2 protein-coding genes are annotated in these 23,873 nt (G+C 69.0%); both read left to right on the top strand.

The window, feature by feature from the left end:
- On the top strand, positions 1-17,619 hold the full coding sequence (locus tag ACN675_RS19060; RefSeq protein WP_420752330.1) for a non-ribosomal peptide synthase/polyketide synthase: 17,619 nt from the start codon (positions 1-3) through the stop codon (positions 17,617-17,619).
- On the top strand, positions 17,620-23,873 hold a 6,254-nt coding region (locus ACN675_RS19065; RefSeq protein WP_420752331.1), incomplete at its 3' end, for an amino acid adenylation domain-containing protein.

Raw genomic sequence — 23,873 nt, forward strand, 5'->3', positions numbered from 1 at the left:
TTGGACCCGCGAGAAATCGACGGAATCGACAGCGCTGATCAGGCGCTGCAGGGGGGCGCATTCCCGCTTTCCCCGGCGCAGCTCGGATTGTGGTACGCGCAGCACCGTAACCCGTCCGTCGCGATCAACAACGCGCAGTACGTCGACCTCCGCGGGGACCTCGACACCGAGGTGCTCGAAAGGGTCAGCCGGATCGCTGCCGGCGACCTCCAGTCCGGATTCGTTCGGCTCCTCGAGATCGACGGGGTGCCCTACCAGATCGTCGACCCGTCCCTCGACACTCCTCTCGAGCTCGTCGATCTGCGGGATACTCCCGATCCGGAGAAGGCGGCCGAAGAGTGGATGCGCGCCGAGTACAGCCGGCCCATCGACATCGTCAACGACCGGCTGATCGTCGCCGCCGCGCTGCGACTCGAGGACTCCCGCTACTACTGGTATGCCCGGGTGCACCACGTCGTGCTCGACGGCTTCGGCGCCATGAACTTCATGACGCGCGTCGCGGAGCTCTACTCGGCCGCGGTCGAGGGTCGTGAGCCGGAACCCCTCGAGGTCGGGGACCTCCCGGATCTGCGCGAGGCCGAGCTGGCCTACCGCAACAGTCCTCGCTTCGAACGGGACCGCGAGTATTGGCGCGAACGCATCGCAGGACTCGACAGCGCCGTCGGCCTGAGCCACCGGATCGCTCCGCCGGCGGCCCGCAAGGAGCTCTCCTCGGCCACGCTGTCCGAGAGCTTGGCCACACGGTTCGACGCCGCCGTCGAGCGCAACGTCACCATCCGGTCCACGTTCCTCATCGCGTCGGTCGCGGCCTTCCTGTCCCAGATGACCGGACGGGAAGAGGTCGTCCTGAGCCTGCCCGTGACGGGGCGGACCACCGCGCTGACCCGGCGATCGGGCGGCATGCTGTCCAACATCGTGCCGCTGACCGTGCGGGTCGGGCACGACACGACCGTCGCCGAGCTGATCTCCGAGGTGCAGGTCGCGGTCGCCGGGGCTCTGCGGCACCAGCTGTTCCGCCACGAGGACATCCGCCGCGACTCGGCGGATCCGAACGGGGGCCTGTTCGGGCCCCTCGTGAACGTGATGCTGTTCCACGGCGGCATCCCGTTCGGCCCCATCCTGGGCGAGCTCACCATCCTGTCGACCGGCACGGTCGAGGATCTCGGCATCAACTTCTACGAGAACGTCAACGGCACGCGCCTCAACATCGACTTCGAGGCCAACCCCGATCGCTACACGGCGGAAGAGAACTCTGCGCACCACGCGCGCTTCCTGGACTTCTTCACCGCATTCGTCGATGCCGATCCGTCACTGCCGGTCCACTCCGTCCCGCTGTTGGGCGTGGAGGAGCGGGCGTTGGTGTTGGAGGGGTGGAACGAGACCGGGGCGGTGGTGCCGTCGGTGTCGTTGGTGGAGTTGTTCGAGGCGCAGGTGGCGCGGACGCCGGATGCGGTTGCGGTGGTGTTCGACGGTGTGGCGCTGTCGTATGGGGAGTTTGCGTCGCGGGTGCGGCGGTTGGCGCGTTTTCTGGTGGCCGAGGGTGTGGGTCCGGAGTCGTTGGTGGCTGTGGGGATGCGCCGGTCGTTGGAGATGTTGGTCGCTGTGTATGCGGTGATCGAGGCCGGTGGTGCGTATGTGCCGGTGGATCCGGATCAGCCGGCGGAGCGGGTGGGTTACATCCTGGAGACGGCGGATCCGGTGGTGGTGTTGTCCACCTCGCGGGATGGTTTCGCGGTGCCGGGTGATCGGTCCGTGGTGTGTGTGGACGAGTTGGATGTGTCGGGTTTTTCCGATGCGCCGTTGTCCGATGCGGATCGGTGGGGTGTGGTGCGGCCGCAGGGGGCGGCCTATGTGATTTTCACGTCGGGGTCGACGGGGCGTCCGAAGGGTGTGTCGGTCTCGCATGCGGCGATCGTGAATCGGTTGCTGTGGATGCAGGCGCAGTACGGTCTGTCGGCGTCGGATGTGGTGTTGCAGAAGACGCCGTTCACGTTCGATGTGTCGGTGTGGGAGTTGTTCTGGCCGTTGCAGGTTGGTGCGCGGTTGGTGGTGGCGCGGCCGGACGGTCATCGGGATCCGGCGTATCTGGTGCGGGCGATCGTCGAGTACGGGGTGTCGGTGGTGCATTTCGTGCCGTCGATGTTGTCGGTGTTCGTGGCGGAGTCGTCGGTGGTCGAGGCGCGGTCGTTGCGGTTGGTGTTCGCGTCGGGGGAGGCGTTGCCGGGTTCGGTGGCGTTGCGGTTGCGCGAGTTGTTGCCGTCGGTGCGGGTGCACAATTTGTACGGTCCGACCGAGGCTGCGGTGGATGTGACGTTCCACGAGGTGTCGGATGCGGATCGGGTGTCGGTGCCGATCGGTGTGCCGGTGTGGAACACGCAGGTGTTCGTGTTGGACGGGCGGTTGGCGCCGGTGCCGGTGGGGGTGGCCGGTGAGTTGTATCTGGCCGGGGATCAGTTGGCGCGGGGGTATGTGGCGCGTGCGGATCTGACGGCGGATCGGTTCGTGGCCAATCCGTATGGTTCTTCCGGGGCGCGGATGTATCGCACGGGTGATCTGGTGCGGTGGTCGGTGTCGGGGGAGTTGGAGTACATCGGGCGGACCGATTTCCAGGTGAAGGTGCGTGGGTTGCGCATCGAGCTGGGGGAGATCGAGTCGGCGTTGCTGGATGTGGCTGCGGTGGCGCAGGCCGTGGTGGTGGTGCACGACGGTGATCTGGGTCAGCAGTTGGTGGGTTATGTGGTGCCGGAGTCGGGTGCGGTGGTCGACTCGGGTGCGGTGCGGGCCGAGTTGGGTTCGGTGTTGCCGGGGTACATGGTTCCGGATGCGTTGGTGGTGCTCGACGAGTTCCCGTTGAATGCGTCGGGGAAGTTGGATCGGAAGTTGTTGCCGGCGCCGGTGTTCGAGGCGCGGGAGTTCCGGGTGCCGTCGACTCCGGTGGAGGAGATCGTGGCGGGGGTGTTCGCCGATGTGCTCGGGGTGGAGCGGGTCGGTGCGGATGACGATTTCTTTGCGTTGGGTGGTAATTCGCTGATCGCGACGCAGGTCGTCGCCCGGATCGCCGCGGCACTCGACATCCAGCTCGGCGTGCGAACGGTGTTCGAGTCTCCGACGGTTTCCGAACTGGCGCAGGCGGTTTCGGAATCGCGCGCCGGAGACCGCCGGCGGCCGGCGCTCGTTCGCTACCCCCGTCCGGACGAGATTCCGCTCTCGCTGGCTCAGCAGCGGATGTGGTTCCTCAACCAGTTCGACCCGTCCGCCGCCACCTACAACCTTCCCTTCGTGCTTCGCATGGAGGGCAACGTGGACGTAGAGGCGCTCCGGGCGGCGCTGTACGACGTCGTGGAGAGGCACGAGTCGCTGCGCACCGTCTTCCCCGAATCGGGTGCCGGGGCGTACCAGCTGATCCTGCCGATCGGGGACGTCGATCTCGGTCTCGAGGAGGAGTTCGCCGGTCCCGACGAGCTTCCCGAAGTCCTCGCCGAGTTCGCATCGGCGGGATTCGATGTCTCCCACGAGATTCCGGTTCGCTGCCGCCTGTTCCGCATGGGCGCGAACGAAGTCGCGCTCGCCATGGTCATCCATCACATCGCGGCCGACGGCGTGTCCTTCGGTCCGCTCGCGCGCGACATGGCGGCGGCCTATGTCGCACGCACCGAATCGACCGCGGCGACCTGGGCGCCGCTGTCCGTGCAGTACGCCGACTACACGCTGTGGCAGCGCGACGTTCTCGGGGACGAGACCGATCCGACCTCGCTCGCCGCGATGCAGATCGAATACTGGTCGAACCAGCTGGCCGGGATCCCCGAACAGCTCGATCTGCCCTCGGACCGGCGACGGCCGGCGGTGCAGTCCTTCGTGGGTCGCCGCGTCGGGTTCGACATCGACGCACGCACCTACCGCGCACTCGAGGAACTTGCTCGCGAACAGAATGTTTCGCTGTTCATGGTCATGCACTCGGCGCTTGCGGTCCTGCTCGCCCGGCTCTCCGCCACGGAGGACATCGCCGTGGGGACCCCCATCGCCGGTCGTGGTGAGGAAGCCCTCGACGACCTGATCGGCATGTTCGTCAACACCCTCGTGTTGCGGACCCGGATCGTCCCGAAGGCGTCGTTCACGGAGCTGCTGCAGCAGGTGCGCGAGATCGACCTGGGAGCATTCGCGAACGCGGATGTGCCGTTCGAGCGGCTCGTCGAGGTCCTCAAGCCGGCACGTTCGCAGTCCCGGCACCCGTTGGTCCAGGTCGTTCTGGCCTACCAGAACATGGGGAACACCAGTCTCGAACTGCCCGGTCTGACGATCGAGGCGAGCGAGGTCGACGTCGACGTCGCCAAGTTCGATCTGCAGCTGACCCTGTCCGAACGCACCGACAGCACCGGCACGACCGTCGGTCTCGGGGCCGAATTCGTCTATGCCACAGATCTGTTCGATGTCTCGACGGTGCGTGGCTTCGCCGAGCGGTTCCAGCGTCTGCTGGGGGCCATCGTCGCCGATCCGAAGCGGGCCGTCGGCGATCTCGAGATTCTCGATGTGGGTGAGCGGCGCGCGCTGGTCTCCACGACCGGTGCCGGCGGTGCCGAACCGGCCACCCTGGCCCGGTTGCTGGCCGACGCCGCTTCCCGGAACCCGGACGGCCCGGCCCTCGTCTCGGGTGACAGGACGCTGACCTATCGCGAACTCGACGCGGTCTCTTCGCAGTTCGCGCGCATGCTGATCGCCCGCGGGATCGGCCCCGAGTCCGTGGTGGCGATCGCGGTGCCGCGGTCGATCGATTCGGTGATCTCGTGGTGGGCGGTCGCCAAGTCCGGTGCCGCCTTCGTTCCGGTGGATCCGAACTACCCCGCCGACCGTATCGAGCACATGATCGTCGATTCGGGTGCCGAGCTCGGCCTGACGACGGAGCACTACCGGACGGTCCTGCCCGGTGGCGTCACCTGGCTCGCGGTCGACGACACCGAATTCCTCGGCGACCGTGCGGTCGCCTCGCCGGCTCCGATCACCGACGCGGACAGGATCCGCCCGCTGCGCCTGGACAACCTCGCGTACCTGATCTACACCTCCGGTTCCACGGGCACCCCGAAGGGCGTCGCGGTCACCCACTCCGGCCTCGCCGGATTCGAGGCCGAACAGCGGGACCGGTACGGCATCGGGCCGTCCTCGCGCACACTGCATTTCGCCTCGCCCAGCTTCGACGCGTCGATTCTGGAGTTGCTGCTCGCGACTGCCGGCGCGGCGGCGATGGTGATCGTCCCGACCTCCGTCTTCGGTGGCGGCGACCTGGCGGACGTGCTGGTCCGCGGCCGGGTCACGCACGCGTTCGTCACTCCCGCAGCCCTGGGATCGGTGGATCCCACGGGCCTGCCGGACTTGCGCGTCGTCGTGGTCGGCGGCGAAGCATGCTCGCCGGAACTCGTCGCCCGGTGGGTGCCGGGCCGGTCGATGTTCAACGCGTACGGGCCGACCGAGGCGACCGTCGCGTCCAACATCTCCGACGCACTGGTCGCGGGTGAGCCGATCGTCATCGGCGGCCCGATCCGCGGCGTGACGACGTACGTGCTCGACTCGCGGCTCGGCCCGGTGCCGGAGGGCGTCGTCGGCGAGCTCTACATCTCGGGTGCGGGTGTGGCCCGCGGATACCACGCCCGCGCGGGCCTGACGGCCGAACGATTCCTCGTCGATCCGTTCGCCGGAGACGGCCGGCGCATGTACCGCACGGGTGACCTGGTGCGCTGGGTGCCCGGGGCGCCGACGCCGCGCATCGAGTACGTCGGCCGCAGCGACTTCCAGGTGAAGATCCGCGGCTTCCGCATCGAACTGGGCGAGATCGACGCGACCCTCGCAGCGCACGAGGACGTCGACTTCGCGGTGACGATCGGCCACACCGGTGTGTCGGGCACGGCCCAGCTCGTCTCCTATGTGACGGCCGTGCCGGGGCGTTCGGTGCGCGTCGACGCTCTGACGGCGTTCGTCGCCGATCGCCTGCCCTCGCACATGGTGCCCGCGGCGATCGTCGTCCTCGACGAGGTCCCGCTGACCCCACAGGGCAAGCTCGACCGGAAGGCGTTGCCCGCGCCGGTGTTCGAGACCAAGGTGTTCCGCTCCCCGTCGACTCCCGTCGAGGAGATCGTCGCCAACACGTTCGCCGACGTGCTCGGTGTGACGCGGGTCGGCGTCGACGACGACTTCTTCGAGCTGGGCGGCAACTCCCTCATCGCGACCCAGGTCGTCTCGCGGCTCGGTGCCGCGCTGCACACCACGGTCCCGGTCCGGGCCCTGTTCGAGGCCTCGACCGTCGAAGCGCTCGCTGCCCGGGTCGAGCAGCATGCCGGGGCCGGCGGTCGCGCCGCACTGGCACCCATGGAGCGCCCGGACCGGATCCCGCTGTCGCTCGCGCAGCAGCGCATGTGGTTCCTCAACCGATTCGACACGGGCTCGGCGGTCAACAACATTCCGGTCGTGATCCGGCTCAGCGGTGAACTCGACATCATCGCGCTGCAGGTCGCGGTCATCGACGTGACCGAGCGGCACGAGTCGCTGCGGACGATCTTCCCGGACTCGCCGGACGGCCCGCGGCAGGTCGTGCAGGAGGCGGTGCAGACCGTTCCCGACCTGACGCCCGAGCAGGTCACCCCGGAGGAACTCCAGGACAAGCTGTTCGAGCTCGCTTCCGTCGGCTTCGACGTGACCTCCGAGGTCCCGATGCACGCCCGGTTGTTCGAGATCGGTGAACGCGACTACGTCCTCGGCATGGTCGTCCACCACATCTCCGCGGACGGATGGTCCATGGGGCCGCTCGCCCGGGACGTCATGGTGGCCTATGCCGCGCGATCGTCGTGGGATGCCCCGGCCTGGTCGCCGCTTCCGGTGCAGTACGCCGACTTCGCGCTCTGGCAGCGTGAGGTCCTCGGCGACGAGCACGACCCGGATTCTCTGATCTCACGTCAGCTGGACTACTGGTCGGCCACGCTGGCCGGCCTGCCGGATCAGCTCGATCTGCCCAGCGACCGGCCGCGTCCGTCCACCGCGTCCTTCGCGGGCGCGAGCATCCGCTTCACGGTGGAACCGGAACTTCATTCGGCCCTCAACACGTTCGCGCGGGAACACGCGACCACGTTGTTCATGGTCGTGCACAGCGCGCTGGCGGTGCTGCTGTCGCGCCTGTCGGGATCGGACGACGTCGCGATCGGCACCCCGGTCGCGGGCCGTGGTGAAGCCGGTCTCGACGATCTGGTCGGCATGTTCGTCAACACGCTGGTCCTGCGCACCCCGGTCGATCCGGCCGAGTCGTTCAGCGACCTGCTCGGCCGGGTGCGCGAGGTGGACCTCGGGGCGTTCGGGCACGCGGACGTGCCGTTCGAGCGTCTGGTCGAGGTGCTCAACCCGGCCCGTTCGCAGGCCCGGCACCCGCTGTTCCAGGTGATGCTGGCGTTCCAGAATCTCGCCCAGACATCGTTCGAGCTGCCCGGCCTGTCCGTGAGCGGTCTCGACTTCGACGCGCAGGTGTCGAAGTTCGATCTGCAGGTCACGCTCACCGAATCGATCGACGAGCAGGGCTCGCCGGCCGGCATGGCCGCCGAACTGACCTATGCGACGGACCTTTTCGACGAATCGACGGTCCGTTCCTTCGCCGAGCGTTTCGTGCGACTGCTCGAGGCCGTGGTCTCGGAGCCGTCCACGCTGGTCGGTGACCTCCCGCTGTTGGGCGTGGAGGAGCGGGCGTTGGTGTTGGAGGGGTGGAACGAGACCGGGGCGGTGGTGCCGTCGGTGTCGTTGGTGGAGTTGTTCGAGGCGCAGGTGGCGCGGACGCCGGATGCGGTTGCGGTGGTGTTCGACGGTGTGGCGCTGTCGTATGGGGAGTTTGCGTCGCGGGTGCGGCGGTTGGCGCGTTTTCTGGTGGCCGAGGGTGTGGGTCCGGAGTCGTTGGTGGCTGTGGGGATGCGCCGGTCGTTGGAGATGTTGGTCGCTGTGTATGCGGTGATCGAGGCCGGTGGTGCGTATGTGCCGGTGGATCCGGATCAGCCGGCGGAGCGGGTGGGTTACATCCTGGAGACGGCGGATCCGGTGGTGGTGTTGTCCACCTCGCGGGATGGTTTCGCGGTGCCGGGTGATCGGTCCGTGGTGTGTGTGGACGAGTTGGATGTGTCGGGTTTTTCCGATGCGCCGTTGTCCGATGCGGATCGGTGGGGTGTGGTGCGGCCGCAGGGGGCGGCCTATGTGATTTTCACGTCGGGGTCGACGGGGCGTCCGAAGGGTGTGTCGGTCTCGCATGCGGCGATCGTGAATCGGTTGCTGTGGATGCAGGCGCAGTACGGTCTGTCGGCGTCGGATGTGGTGTTGCAGAAGACGCCGTTCACGTTCGATGTGTCGGTGTGGGAGTTGTTCTGGCCGTTGCAGGTTGGTGCGCGGTTGGTGGTGGCGCGGCCGGACGGTCATCGGGATCCGGCGTATCTGGTGCGGGCGATCGTCGAGTACGGGGTGTCGGTGGTGCATTTCGTGCCGTCGATGTTGTCGGTGTTCGTGGCGGAGTCGTCGGTGGTCGAGGCGCGGTCGTTGCGGTTGGTGTTCGCGTCGGGGGAGGCGTTGCCGGGTTCGGTGGCGTTGCGGTTGCGCGAGTTGTTGCCGTCGGTGCGGGTGCACAATTTGTACGGTCCGACCGAGGCTGCGGTGGATGTGACGTTCCACGAGGTGTCGGATGCGGATCGGGTGTCGGTGCCGATCGGTGTGCCGGTGTGGAACACGCAGGTGTTCGTGTTGGACGGGCGGTTGGCGCCGGTGCCGGTGGGGGTGGCCGGTGAGTTGTATCTGGCCGGGGATCAGTTGGCGCGGGGGTATGTGGCGCGTGCGGATCTGACGGCGGATCGGTTCGTGGCCAATCCGTATGGTTCTTCCGGGGCGCGGATGTATCGCACGGGTGATCTGGTGCGGTGGTCGGTGTCGGGGGAGTTGGAGTACATCGGGCGGACCGATTTCCAGGTGAAGGTGCGTGGGTTGCGCATCGAGCTGGGGGAGATCGAGTCGGCGTTGCTGGATGTGGCTGCGGTGGCGCAGGCCGTGGTGGTGGTGCACGACGGTGATCTGGGTCAGCAGTTGGTGGGTTATGTGGTGCCGGAGTCGGGTGCGGTGGTCGACTCGGGTGCGGTGCGGGCCGAGTTGGGTTCGGTGTTGCCGGGGTACATGGTTCCGGATGCGTTGGTGGTGCTCGACGAGTTCCCGTTGAATGCGTCGGGGAAGTTGGATCGGAAGTTGTTGCCGGCGCCGGTGTTCGAGGCGCGGGAGTTCCGGGTGCCGTCGACTCCGGTGGAGGAGATCGTGGCGGGGGTGTTCGCCGATGTGCTCGGGGTGGAGCGGGTCGGTGCGGATGACGATTTCTTTGCGTTGGGTGGTAATTCGCTGATCGCGACGCAGGTCGCTGCCCGGCTCGGTGCCGCCCTCGACACCGCGGTGCCGGTGCGTGTCCTGTTCGAGGCGTCGACCGTCGCGGCGCTGGCGACCCGTGTCGAGCGGTCCGCGGGAGTGGGCGCCCGGAAGGCGCTCACCGCGGTTTCCGAACGGCCGGAGCGTATTCCCTTGTCCGCGGCGCAATCCCGGATGTGGTTCCTCAACCGCTTCGACACCGGATCCGGTGTGAACAACATCCCGGTCGCGATCCGGCTGACCGGAGCCCTCGACGTCGAGGCGTTGGCCCGCGCGGTGAACGATGTCGTCGCCCGGCACGAGACGCTGCGCACCGTCTACCCCGAGATCGACGGGGTGGGTTACCAGCAGGTGCTCCCGCCGGATGCGGCGCGGATCGACCTCGGGGTCGAGGAAGTCGCCGAGAGCGACGTGCTCACGGTCGTCACCGAGTTCGCCGACGCCGGCTTCGACGTGACGGTCGCACCGCCGGTGCGTGCGCGCCTGCTGAAGGTGTCCGCCACCGAGAGCGTGCTCGTGTTCGTCGTGCATCACATTGCGGCGGACGGCTTCTCGATGGCACCGCTGACGCGTGACGTGATGATCGCCTATGCGGCGCGCACGCACGCGGAGGTGCCGACCTGGTCGCCGCTGTCCGTGCAGTACGCCGACTACACGCTGTGGCAGCGCGAGATTCTCGGGGACGAAGCGGATCCGGGATCCGTCGCGGCCGCTCAGCTGGACTACTGGAAGTCGACCCTGTCGGGTCTGCCGGAGGAGCTGAACCTTCCGGCCGACCGGCCGCGTCCGGCGGTGTCGTCGTACCGTGGCAACACCTATGTCTCGCGGATCGCCGCGGAGACCGGCAGGCTCGTCGACCGGGTCGCCCAGGCTCATCGGGCGACGCCGTTCATGGTCGTGCACAGTGCTCTGTCGGTGCTGCTGTCCCGGCTGTCCGGTTCCGACGACATCGCGATCGGTACGCCGGTGGCAGGCCGTGGCGAGGAGGCCCTCGACGACGTCGTGGGCATGTTCGTCAACACCCTCGTGCTGCGGACCGGCATCGAACTCGGTGAGTCGTTCGCGGGCTTGCTGGCCCGGACCAAGGACATCGACCTCGGCGCGTTCGCGCAGGCAGATGTGCCGTTCGAGCGGCTCGTGGAGGTGCTCGACCCCGAGCGGGCGCAGAACCGGCACCCCTTGTTCCAGGTCGTGCTGACGTTCCAGAACATGGCGCAGGCGGTACTCGAGCTCGACGGGCTCACCGCGCGTACGGTCGAATTCGACGCTCACGTCGCGAAATTCGACCTTCAGGTCACGTTCACGGCGGCCGCCGAAGGCGGATACACCGTCGAGTGGACCTACGCGACGGACCTGTTCGACGAGGCGACCGTCGCGTCGTACGCGGAGCGCTTCGAGCGGCTCCTGACCGGTCTGCTTGCCGATCCGTCGACCGCGGTCGGCGACGTCGAACTGCTCTCCGCGAGCGAGCGCACCGAGGTCCTCGAGGCGTGGTCCATGCCCGGCACGCAGGTCGATCCGGCGGCGACGCTGCCGTCGTTGTTCGCTGCCGCGGCCGAGTCGTGGCCGGACAACGCCGCCGTGGTGGCCGGCGGGACATCGCTGACCTACGCGGAGCTCTCGGCCCGGGTCAACGGCCTGGCCCGCCGCCTGATCGAGTCGGGGGTCGGACCGGGATCGCTCGTGGCGGTCGCGCTGCCGCGTGACGAGTCGCTGATCGTGGCGCTGCTCGCGGTCCTCACCTCCGGTGCCGCGTACCTGCCGGTCGACGTGACCTATCCGCAGGACCGCATCGCGTACATGCTCGAGGACGGTGCGCCCGTCGTCGTGCTGACCACGACCGTGGATCGGCAGTCGATCCCGGTGGTGGACGGCGTCGAGGTGCTGCTGCTCGACACCCTCGATCCGGCCGAGCTCGACACCCGGCCCGTGACCGACGCGGACCGGCTCGTGCCGCTCCGGTCGTCGCATCCGGCGTACGTCATCTACACCTCGGGTTCGACGGGCCGGCCGAAGGGCGTCGCCGTCGTGCACCGCAACGTCGTCGAGCTGCTCGCGAATGCGCAGCCCCTGTTCGGATTCGACGAAACCGACGTGTGGACGATGTTCCATTCGTACGCGTTCGACTTCTCCGTGTGGGAGCTGTGGGGTCCGCTGCTGTACGGCGGCACGCTGGTCGTCGTCGACTACTTCACTTCGCGCTCGCCCGAACAGTTCCGGGAACTCGTGGTGCGCAACGGTGTCACCGTGCTCAACCAGACACCGTCGGCGTTCTACCAGTTCGCGGAGGCCGACCGAGCCGCGACGGAGGAGGGTACGGGCTCCGGCGCCCTGTCGCTGCGGCACGTGATCTTCGGTGGCGAGGCGCTGGACCTCGGCAAGCTCACCGGCTGGTTCGAGCGGCACCGCGACGACGCGCCCCGGCTGGTCAATATGTACGGCATCACCGAGACCACGGTGCACGTGTCGTTCCTGGCACTGACCGCGGAGATGGCCCGGTCGTCGGTGGCGAGCGTGATCGGCCGCGCGCTGCCGGGTCTGCGGGTGTACGTGCTCGACGAGCGGCTGCGTCCGGTTCCCGTCGGTGTCCAGGGCCAGATGTACGTGGCCGGTGAGCAGCTGTCGCGGGGTTACCTGGGGCAGCCGGCGCTGACCGCGGGCCGCTTCGTGGCCGACCCCTATGCGCCCGAAGGTGCAACGGGCCTGATGTACCGCACCGGCGACCTCGCCCGGTGGAACGCCGACGGCCTCCTCGAGTACGCGGGCCGCTCCGACTTCCAGGTGCAGCTGCGCGGCTTCCGGATCGAGCTCGGGGAGATCGAGTCCGCGTTGACCCGCTGTTCCGGGGTCGCCCAGGCCGTGGCGGTCGTCCGCCGCTCCGAACGCACCGGCGATCGGTTGATCGGCTACGTGGTGCCGCGGGCGGGCGAGACCGTCGACCCGGTCGCGGTGCGCGACGCGGTCGGTGAGTTCCTGACCGCGTACATGATTCCGGACGTGGTGGTCGTGCTCGATGCGCTGCCGCTCACCGCGAACGGCAAGCTCGACCGGAAGGCGTTGCCGGAACCGGTGTTCGAGGTGCGCGAGTTCCGTGCGCCACAGACCCCGATCGAGGAGATCGTCGCCGGTGTGTTCGCCGAGGTTCTCGGCGTCGAGCGCGTCGGCCTCGACGACGACTTCTTCGAGCTCGGCGGCAACTCGCTCGTGGCGACCCAGGTCGTCTCGCGGCTCGGTGCCGCACTCGATGCGCGGATCCCGGTCCGGGAACTGTTCGAGGCGTCGACCGTCGAATCGCTGGCGTCGCGGATCGAATCGCACGCGGGATCCGGGCGGCTCGAGCTGCACGCGCAGCCGCGCCCGGCGCGGGTGCCGCTGTCGCTCGCGCAGCAGCGCATGTGGTTCCTCAACCGGTTCGACAACGAGTCCACCGCCTACAACATCCCGATGGCGCTGAGCCTGACGGGCCGCCTGGATGTGGCGGCGATGCGCGCCGCGGTGGCCGACGTGGTGGCCCGGCACGAGGTGCTGCGCACCGTGTACCCGGAGAACGCGGGTGCCCCGGTGCAGGTCGTTCTGCCTGCGGCCGAGGCGGTCCCGGATCTCGAGCCCGTGGTGACCACGGAGTCGGAGCTGCCCGGCCTGCTGGCCGAGCTGGCGGCGACCGCGTTCGACGTGACCACAGCGGTGCCGCTGCAGATCCGCCTGTACAGCCTCTCCGCGGAGCGGCACGTCCTCGCGCTGGTCCTGCACCACATCGCGGCCGACGGTTCCTCGATGGGGCCGTTCGCGCGGGATCTGATGACCGCCTACGCCGCACGTCTGGACGGGCGTGCGCCGGACTGGAATCCGCTCGCGGTGCAGTACGCCGACTACGCGATCTGGCAGCGGCAGCTGCTCGGTTCGGAAGACGACGATGCCTCGCTGATCTCGAAGCAGATCGGCTACTGGCGCGAGGCCCTGGCGGACGTGCCCGATCAGCTCGAGCTCCCGACCGATCGGCCGCGCCCGGCGACCCAGTCGTTCCGGGGCGGACGGGTCACGTTCGAGATCGACCCGGAGCTGCATCAGCGGCTCGGCGCGGTCGCGCGCAGCGGCAACACGACGCTGTTCATGGTGGCCCACGCCGCGTTCGCGGTGCTGCTCGCACGCCTGTCCGGTACCCACGACATCGCCGTCGGTACCCCCATCGCCGGTCGCGGTGAGCGGGCACTCGACGACCTCGTCGGCATGTTCGTCAACACCCTCGTCCTGCGGACCGGTGTGCGTCCGGAACTGTCGTTCGGCGAGCTGCTCGAATCGGTCCGCGAGACGGACCTGAACGCATTCGCGCATGCGGATGTGCCCTTCGAGCGTCTGGTCGAGGTGCTCAACCCGGCCCGTTCGCAGGCCCGCCACCCGCTGTTCCAGGTCGGGTTCTCCTTCCAGAACCTGTCCCGCACCTCGCTCGAGCTGCCGGCCCTGACGGTGTCCGGTCTCGAACTCGACACCGGCGTCGCGCAGTTCGACCTGCAGCTGTTCCTCACCGACCGGTACGACGACGCGGGAGCACCGGCCGGGATCGACGCGGTGTTCAGCTACGCGACCGATCTGTTCGACGAGGACACCGTCGCGTCGTTCGCCGGCAGGTTCGTGCGGGTTCTCGAATCGATCGTCACCGATCCGGCAGCGCCGGTCGGCGACATCGAGATCCTCGCGTCGGACGAGCGTGACCGGATGCTCACCGAGTGGAACGACACGGCGCGCACCGTTCCGGACGCGACGCTGGTGTCGCTGTTCGACGCCCAGGTCGCCGCGACGCCGGACGCCCCGGCGATCGAGGACGACACGACGACGCTGACCTACCGCGAGTTCGGTGCCCGGGTGGCACGGCTCGCCCGCCGCCTGATCGGGGCCGGGGTCGGCCCGGAATCGTTGGTGGCGTTGGGGATGCGTCGTTCGATCGACCTCGTGGTGGGCATGTACGCGGTGTCCGCGGCAGGCGGCGCCTACGTGCCGATCGATCCCGATCAGCCCGCGGAGCGCACCGAGTACATCCTCGAAACCGCCGACCCGGTGTGTGTGCTCACGAGCGCGCGCGACGGGTTCGCGGTGGACGGCAATCGTGCGGTGGTCCTCGTCGACGACCACGTCGGCGCGTCCGGCGCGGAGGCTCCGGTCACCGACGCCGAACGTCTCGCACCGTTGCACCCGGACAACACCGCGTACGTGATCTTCACGTCCGGTTCGACCGGCCGTCCCAAGGGTGTCGCCGTTTCGCATCGTGCTGTCGTCAACCAGATGCTCTGGAAGAAGGCGGAATTCGATCTCGGCTCCGGGGATGCGGTGCTGCTGAAGACCGCGGCCACGTTCGACCTGTCGGTGTGGGAGTTCTGGTCGGCGCTGGTGTCCGGTGCGCGCCTGGTGGTCGCCGAGGCGGGCGGTCACCGTGATCCGGCCTACCTCAACGAACTGATGCGCAGCCGCGGCGTGACCACGTTGCACGCGGTGCCCTCGATGATCGAAGCGTTGACGACGGAATCCGGTGGGGCACTGCCCTCGTCGTTGCGGCGCGTCCTCGCCATCGGTGAGGCACTGCCTGCGCACCTCGCGCAGGCCGTGCGGTCCGGGAATCCGGACACGGCGCTGTTCAATCTGTACGGGCCCACCGAGGCCGCGGTGTCGGTCACCAGTCACGAGGTGACCGAGCACGACACCGCGACCGTCTCGATCGGCGGACCGGAGTGGAACACTCGGCTGTACGTGCTCGACGAGCGGCTGCGGCCGGTCCCGTCCGGTGTCCTCGGCGAGCTGTATCTTGCGGGTACGCAGCTGGCCCGGGGCTACTTCGGGCGCCCGGATCTGACGGCGGAACGGTTCGTCGCAGACCCGTTCGGCCCGGCCGGAAGCCGGCTGTACCGCACCGGCGACCTCGTCGCCTGGACCGACGAGGGCACCCTCCGGTACGTCGGGCGCACCGACTTCCAGGTGAAGGTCCGCGGATTCCGGATCGAGCTCGGCGAGATCGAGGCGGTGCTCGCGGCGCATCCGTCCGTGGCGCAGGCCGTCGTGGTCGTCCACCACGACGATCGGCTCGGCGATCAGCTGGTCGCCTACCTCGTGCCGGCCACCGGGGCGGATCTCGTCGTCGACGACATCCGTGCCGAAGCCGTCCGCGGCCTGCCGGGCTACATGGTGCCGGCGGTCTTCCTCGTGCTCGATGCGCTGCCGCTGAACATCAACGGCAAGCTCGACCGCAAGGCGCTGCCGGAACCGGTGTTCGAGGCCAAGGAGTTCCGTGCCCCGGCCACCCCGATCGAGCAGATCGTGGCCGGGATCTTCGTGGAGGTGCTCGGGACCGAACGGGTCGGTGCCGACGACGACTTCTTCATGCTGGGTGGCAACTCGCTGCTCGCGACGCAGGTGACGGCGCGGATCGGTGCGGCACTGGACACGACGGTTCCGGTCCGGGCGCTGTTCGAGGCGTCGACGGTGTCGGCGCTCGCGGCTCGTGCGGAAGCCGGCGTGGGATCGGGAGCGCGACCGGCGCTGATCGCACGGCCGCATCCGGAACAGGTGCCGCTGTCGCTCGCGCAGCAGCGCATGTGGGTGCTCAACCGGATGAATCCGGCGTCCGCCGCCTACAACATCCCGGTCGTGCTGCGGCTGTCCGGCCTGCTCGACGTGCCGGCGCTCGGTGCTGCGGTGCGGGACGTCTTCGATCGGCACGAGGTACTGCGGACCCGTTACCCGGACACCGACGACGGACCGGTGCAGGAAATCCTGCCGGTCGCCGACGCCGCGCCGCACCTGGCGCCGGTGGACGTGTCGGAGGCGTTGCTGCCGACCAGGATCGCCGAGATGATCGGTGCCGGGTTCGACGTCACGACGAGTGCGCCGGTCCGAGGCCGGTTGTTCTCGGTCAGCCCCACCGATCACGTGCTGGTGATGGTCATCCACCACATCAGCGCCGACGGTTTCTCGATGGGACCGCTCACCCGGGACGTGATGACGGCCTACGCGTCCCGTCTCGACGGTGAGATGCCGACCTGGTCGCCGTTGCCGGTCCAGTACGCCGACTACGCGCTGTGGCAGCGGGAGATCCTCGGTGACGAGAACGACCCCGAGTCCGCGGTGACGCGGCAGCTCGACTACTGGTCGTCCACGCTCGCCGGCGCTCCCGAACTGCTCGAGTTGCCGACGGACCGGCCGCGGCCCGCGCGCGCATCGATGCGCGGCGCGGAGTACGAGTTCGCGCTGGATGCGAACCAGGCCGAACTGCTGGACAAGGTTGCGCGCGAGCACAACTCGACGGTCTTCATGGTGATGCACGCCGCATTCGCGGTGTTGCTGTCCAAGCTGACCGGGACCGGCGACGTCGTCATCGGAACGCCGACCGCCGGTCGCGGTGAGGCGGCGCTCGACGATCTGATCGGCATGTTCGTCAACACTCTGGCCCTGCGCACGGAGGTCGAGTCGGGCGCCGGGTTCGTCGATCTGCTCGCACAGGTCCGCGACCGCGACCTCGGGGCGTTCGGCAACGCCGACGTACCGTTCGAGCGGGTCGTCGACGCGCTCGGCCGCCGCCGGACCGCCGCGTACTCGCCCGTCGTCCAGGTGCTGTTCGCGTTCCAGAACATGGCGCCGCGTTCGCTGCAGCTGCCGGGACTCGAGGTTTCGGTGGTCGAGGGCAACTTCGACCAGGCGAAGTTCGATCTGCAGCTCAGCGGCGGGGAGGTGTTCGACGAGCACGGTCGCCGCGGAGGCATCCGGCTGCTGTTCACGTATGCCACCGACCTGTTCGACGAGGAGTCCGTCGCCCGCTTCGCGAAGCGGTACCTGCGGGTCGTCGACGCGGTCACCGACAACCCCGGCGTCGTGATCCGCGAGATCGACATCCTCGACGACGAGGAACGCGCGAGCCTGACGCCGCAGCGGAAGCTCACCGCCGCGGACCTGCCCGAGCTGGTGGCAGCCGCCGCGGCGGCCCGCCCCGACGAGATCGCCCTGACTCACGGCGACGCCACCGTCACCTTCGGTGCATTGAACGACAAGCTGTTGTCGGTCGCCAAGGCGATGGGGGCGACGCTCAAACCGGAGGCGCAGGTCTCGGTGGCCCTGTCCGGTCTGGTTCCGGGAATCCTTCCGGCCCTGGGCGTCGACGGATACGCCGCACTGATCGAGTCACTCATCACCCAAGCGCAGAGCTTGGCGACACAGAGGAAAAGGTAGATGTCGGTTCGGAAGCCCGGTCAGGAATCTCTCACCATCGAGGACCTCCCGCGGCTGATCTCAGAGGTGGCGGCGGTAGCGCCCGAGCGGGTTGCGCTCTCGCACGGTGACACCGCCGTCACCTACGGAACGCTCCACGACGAACTGACCGGTCTCGACGCCGTTATGGGCGGCGCGCTCGGTCCGGACGCCCTCGTCCCGGTGGTGCTGTCGAACCTCGTTCCCGCACTGCTCGAATCCGATGCGGACGGTGGCCTCGCCGGTGTCGTCGAGACCCTCATCTGCGACACCGGCGACGTCGTCGACGTGCCCGTCGTCGCCAAAGCGGCCGACACCCTGCCGGCGCTGTTCGAGCAGCAGGTCGCCCGCACACCGGATGCGATTGCTCTCGAGTTCGAGGGGGAGACCCTCACCTACGCGCAGTTCGACGCCGCCGCCAACCGGATGGCCCGCTACCTCGTCTCGATCGGCGTGGGTCCGGAGACGACGGTGGGCCTCGCGATCCGCCGATCGCTGGATCTGCTCGTCGCCATGTACGGCATCGCCAAGGCCGGCGGTGCCTACGTCCCGCTCGACCCGGACCACCCGGCCGACCGCATCGCGCACGTCCTCGCCGCAGCACGCCCCGTCGCGGTCCTGACGACCTCGCGCGACGGAATCGAGGTGCCCGCACACGTTCCGCTCCACGAGGTGGATCGGCTCGACCTGACCGGTTTCGACGCGGCCCCGCTCACGGACGCCGACCGCACCGGCCCGCTGCGCCCCGACAACACCGCCTACATCATCTTCACGTCGGGCTCGACGGGCCTGCCCAAGGGCGTGGCCGTCGCCCATCGGGCCATCGTCGCGAATCTGCGCTGGCGCCAGCGGGAGTACGGCTTCACCGAGGCCGACGTCATCCTGCAGAAGACGCCGTTCACGTTCGACGTCTCGGTGTGGGAGTTCTTCTGGCCGTTGCAGGTCGGCGCCCGCCTGGTCGTCGCCGTGCCCGACGGTCATCGCGACCCCGAGTACCTCGCCCGCACGATCGCCGACCGCGGTGTGACCGCACTGCACTTCGTGCCGTCGATGCTCTCCGTCTTCGTCGCGGAGCCGCTCGCTGCCCGAACCGACTCTCTCCGTTACGTTTTCGCGTCCGGTGAGGCGTTGCCCGCGCAGACCGTCGCCCGCTTCCACGAGATCAGTTCGGCAGAGCTCCACAACCTGTACGGTCCCACCGAAGCCGCCGTCGACGTCACCTACTACGCGACCGCACGCGGCGACAGGACGATCCCGATCGGTGCCGCCGTCGACGACACCGGACTGCACGTGCTCGACGACGCACTCCGGCCGGTCCCGCCGGGCGTTCCCGGCGAGCTGTACCTGTCGGGTGTGCAGCTCGCGCGCGGCTACGTCGCCCGGCCGGACCTGACGTCGGATCGTTTCGTCGCCGACCCCACCGGCCGCAACGGCGAACGCATGTACCGGACCGGCGACCTCGTCCGGCGCCGCCCCGACGGGCAGCTCGACTACATCGGACGCGTCGACTTCCAGGTCAAACTGCGCGGACTGCGCGTCGAACTCGGCGAGATCGAAGCGGCCATCCTCGGACGCGACGACGTGTCCCAGGCCGTGGTGGTCGTGCACTCCGATCCGGTCACCGGCGACCACCTCGTCGCGTACGTCGTCGCGACGGGGGGAGTCACCCTCGACACGGCCGAGCTGACCGCGACCGCCCGCGAGCGGCTCCCGGACTACATGGTTCCGAACCTGTTCGTCCAGCTCGACGAATTCCCACTCAACGCCAGCGGAAAGCTCGACCGCAAGGCACTGCCCGCCCCCGACTTCACGTCCGCGCGGGAGTACCGCGAACCGTCGACGCCCGCCGAACAGGCGGTCGCGCAGATCTTCGCGGACCTCCTCGGCGCGGAGCGGGTCGGCGCCGACGACGACTTCTTCGAGCTCGGCGGCAACTCGCTCATCGCGACGCGAGCCGTCGCCCGGATCAACTCGCGGTTCTCGGTGCACGTCGAGGTCGGGGAGTTCTTCGACGCGCCCACCGTGGCCGATCTGGCGCGACTCGTCGACGAGGCCGCCGATCGCGGAACCGGGCCGCGGCTTCCGTTGCGTCCGATGCCGCGTCCCGACCGGGTGCCGCTGTCGCTGGCGCAGCAGCGCATGTGGTTCCTCAATCAGCTCGAACCCGACTCCGCGGTCAACAACATTCCGTTCGCGCTGCGGCTGTCCGGACTTCTCGACCGGCACGCCCTGCAGATCGCGGTGGCCGACGTGCTGGCGCGGCACGAGGTGCTGCGGACGGTGTACCCGGAGGTCGACGGCGTCGGCTACCAGAAGGTCGTGCCGACCCGCGAGGTCATCCCGGACCTGAGCCCGGTGGCCGTGTCGGAGAGCGAGGTCGCCGAGCGGATCGCGGAGAAGATGGCGGCACCGTTCGACGTCACGCAGCGGGTGCCGTTCTGGGCGGGGCTGTTCGAGATCAGCGCGACCGAGCACGTGCTGGCGTTCTCCGTGCACCACATCGCCGGGGACGGCTTCTCGATGGGTCCCCTCACCCGGGACGTCATGACCGCCTACGCCGCGCGGTCGGCGGGGGAGTCCCCCGACTGGCAGCCGCTGACGGTGCAGTACGCCGACTACAGCATCTGGCAGCGGGAGATGCTCGGTTCGGAAGACGATCCGGAGTCGGTCGCGGCACGCCAGATCGACTTCTGGAAGCGGGAACTCGCGGATCTGCCCGACGAGCTTCCGCTGCCCACCGACCGGCCGCGTCCGGCGGTGGCGACCAGCCACGGTGACCTGCTGCGTTTCTCTCTGGACGCGAGCCTCCGGAATCGGCTGAACGCGGTCGCGCGGGACAACAACGCAACACTGTTCATGGTCGTGCACAGTGCGCTGGCCGTGCTGCTGTCGCGGCTGTCGGGTTCGCGCGACATCGCGATCGGTTCTCCCGTCGCAGGCCGTGGGGACGTCGCGCTCGACGACCTGATCGGAATGTTCGTCAATCCGCTCGTCCTGCGCTCGACGGTCGATCCCGCCGAGCACTTCACCGAACTGCTGTCCCGGGTCCGGGCATCGGACCTGAAGGCCTTCGCCCACGCGGAGGTCCCGTTCGAGCGGCTCGTCGAGGTCCTCAATCCGGTTCGGTCGCAGTCCCGGCATCCCCTGTTCCAGGTGGCGCTCGCGTTCCAGAACATGGACAACACCCGGCTCGAACTGCCGGGTCTGACGGTCAGCGGGGTCGAATTCGACTACGACCTGGCGAAGTTCGACCTGCAGGTCACGGTTGCGGATCATCCCGACGGCGCCGACAACGGTCTGCTCGTCGAGATGTCGTACGCGACGGACCTGTTCGACCCCGCGACCGTGGAGTCGATCGCGGCCCGCTTCGTGCGTGTGCTGGAAGCGATCGCGGCGGATCCCGCTGCCGTGGTCGGTGACATCGAACTGCTCGACGCGGCCGAGCGCGACGCGCTCGTGGCGGGCGTCGACGCGACCCGGCACGACATCGACGCGTCGACGACCCTGCCGGCGCTGTTCGAGGCGCGCGCTGCGGACAACCCCGGTGCGGTCGCCGTGGTGTCCGGCGGGCAGAGCTTGACCTACGGCGAGTTCGCCTCCCGGGTGAACCGGCTCGCGCGGCGGCTGATCGCGCAGGGCGTCGGACCCGAGGTGCGGGTCGCGCTGGCCATGCGCAGGTCCGCCGATCTCGTGATGGCGATGTACGCGGTGCTCACCGCGGGCGGCGCCTACGTGCCCGTCGACCCGGATCAGCCCGACGACCGGATCGACTACATCCTCGAAACCGCCGCGCCGCTGTGCGTGCTGGTGGCCGACGCCGCCGACGCCGAGCGGTTCGGTGACCGGACCGTGCTCGTCGCCGGCGACGACGATCCGGCCGTCTCCGACGCGCCCGTCGCCGACGCCGACCGGCGATCGGTGCTGCGCCCGGACAACACCGCGTACGTGCTGTTCACCTCCGGCTCGACGGGCCGCCCGAAGGGCGTGTCCGTCGCGCAGCGCTCCGTGGTGAACCAGGTGCTGTGGCTCACGGACCGCTTCGGGATCGACTCGTCCGATGTGGTGCTGCTCAAGACGCCCGTGACCTTCGACGTGTCGGTGTGGGAACTGTTCTGCACGCTGCTCGCCGGTGCCCGCATGGTGATCGCGGAGCCGGACGGGCACCGCGACCCCGTCTATCTCGCGCAGTTGATCGACGAGCAGTCGGTCACCATGGTCTCGTTCGTGCCGTCGATGCTCGGCCCCTTCGTCTCGGTACTCGGGTCCGGGGATGGCGCGTCCCTGCGCGCCGTGCTCGTCGCCGGTGAAGCGTTCCCGCCGTCCACCGCCGCCCAGGTGCACGCGGCGATTCCGGGGGCCGCGCTGCACAACCTGTACGGTCCGACCGAGTTCACCGTGCACGCAACCGAGGCCGCGGTGCGGCCGGACGCGGCCGTGACGATCGGCCGGCCGGTGTGGAATTCCGGTGCTCTGGTGCTGGATTCGCGTCTGCGCCCCGTGCCGTTCGGTGTCGCGGGTGAGCTGTACCTGTCGGGCGTCCAGCTCGCACGCGGGTATCACGGCCGGGTCGACCTGACCGCCGACCGTTTCGTCGCCGACCCGTACGGTGCGCCGGGCGAGCGCATGTACCGCACCGGCGACCTCGTCCGCTGGACCCGCACGGCCGGCGGCGCACCGGAACTGGTGTACATCGGCCGCACCGACTTCCAGGTGAAGTTCCGCGGCCAGCGCATCGAGCTCGGCGAGATCGAAGCGGTCCTGTCCGCCGATCCGTCCGTGTTGTCGGCGGTGGTGCTCGTGCACGAATCGTCGACCGGCCAGCACCTGGTCGCCTATGTCGTCCCGGTGCCGGGCGCGGTGATCGACGCCGGCGCCGCCCGCACGGCCGCCGCGGCGGCGCTTCCGTCGTACATGGTTCCGTCGGTGGTGACCGTGCTCGACGCGTTCCCGCTCAACGCGTCCGGCAAGCTCGACCGCAAGGCGCTGCCGGAGCCGGAGTTCGAAGCTCGCGAGTTCCGTGCCCCGACCACACCGGTGGAGGAGATCGTCGCCGGGGTGTTCGGTGAGGTGCTCGGCGTCGAGCGGGTCGGTCTCGACGACGACTTCTTCGCGCTCGGCGGCAACTCGCTGATCGCGACCCAGGTGGTCTCGCGTCTCGGAGCGGCACTCGACACCCGCGTCCAGGTCCGTACGTTGTTCGAGGCATCGACGGTCGTGGATCTGGCCGCCCGGCTCGAGTCGCACGTCGGGGCCGGTGGACGCGCTGCGCTCACGGCGCAGGTGCGCCCGGAGCGGGTTCCGTTGTCGCTGGCGCAGTCCCGCATGTGGTTCCTCAACCGGTTCGACCCGGACTCGACCGCCTACAACCTGCCGATGGCGCTGCGGATCCGCGGTGCCCTCGACGTCGACGCGCTGCGTGCGGCCGTCGCCGACGTGGTGGCGCGGCACGAGTCGCTGCGCACGGTGTACCCCGAGACTTCGGACGGACCCGTCCAGGTCGTGCTGCCGGTGCAGCAGTCCGTTCCGGACGTCGACGTCGAACGGACCACGGCCGAGCAGCTGCTCGCTGCCGTCACGGACTTCATGGTGCGGCCGTTCGATGTGACAAGCGAAGTGCCCCTGCGCATCCGCTTGTTCGATCTCGGCGGCGACGAGTTCGTGCTGGCGATGGTGGTGCATCACATCTCGGCCGACGGTGCGTCGATGGCGCCGTTCGTGCGGGATGTGATGCTCGCGTACAGCGCCCGGGTCGGCGGCGGAGCCCCGTCGTGGGAGCCGCCGGCGGTGCAGTACGCGGACTATGCGTTGTGGCAGCGGTCGGTGCTGGGCTCGGAGGACGATCCGTCCTCGCTGATCTCGCAGCAACTGGCGTACTGGCGCGGTGCCCTGGCCGGGCTGCCGGACCAGTTGGAGTTGCCGGCCGATCGTCCGCGTCCGGCGGTGCAGTCGGTGGCCGGTGCGCGGGTCGATGTGGCGGTGCCGGCGGAGCTGCACGGGCGGTTGGTGCAGTTGGCGCGGGCGCACAATGCGACGTTGTTCATGGTCGTGCACGCGGCGTTGTCGGTGTTGCTGGCCCGGTTGTCGGGCACGTCGGATGTGGCGGTGGGCACGCCGATCGCGGGTCGTGGGGAGCGTGAGCTCGACGATCTGATCGGCATGTTCGTCAACACGTTGGTGTTGCGGGCGGATGTGCGTTCGGGTGGGTCGTTCGAGGAGTTGCTGGGGGCGGTCCGGGA

Source organism: Rhodococcus sp. O3, assembly GCF_048897285.1.
Classification (GTDB): Bacteria; Actinomycetota; Actinomycetes; order Mycobacteriales; family Mycobacteriaceae; genus Rhodococcus.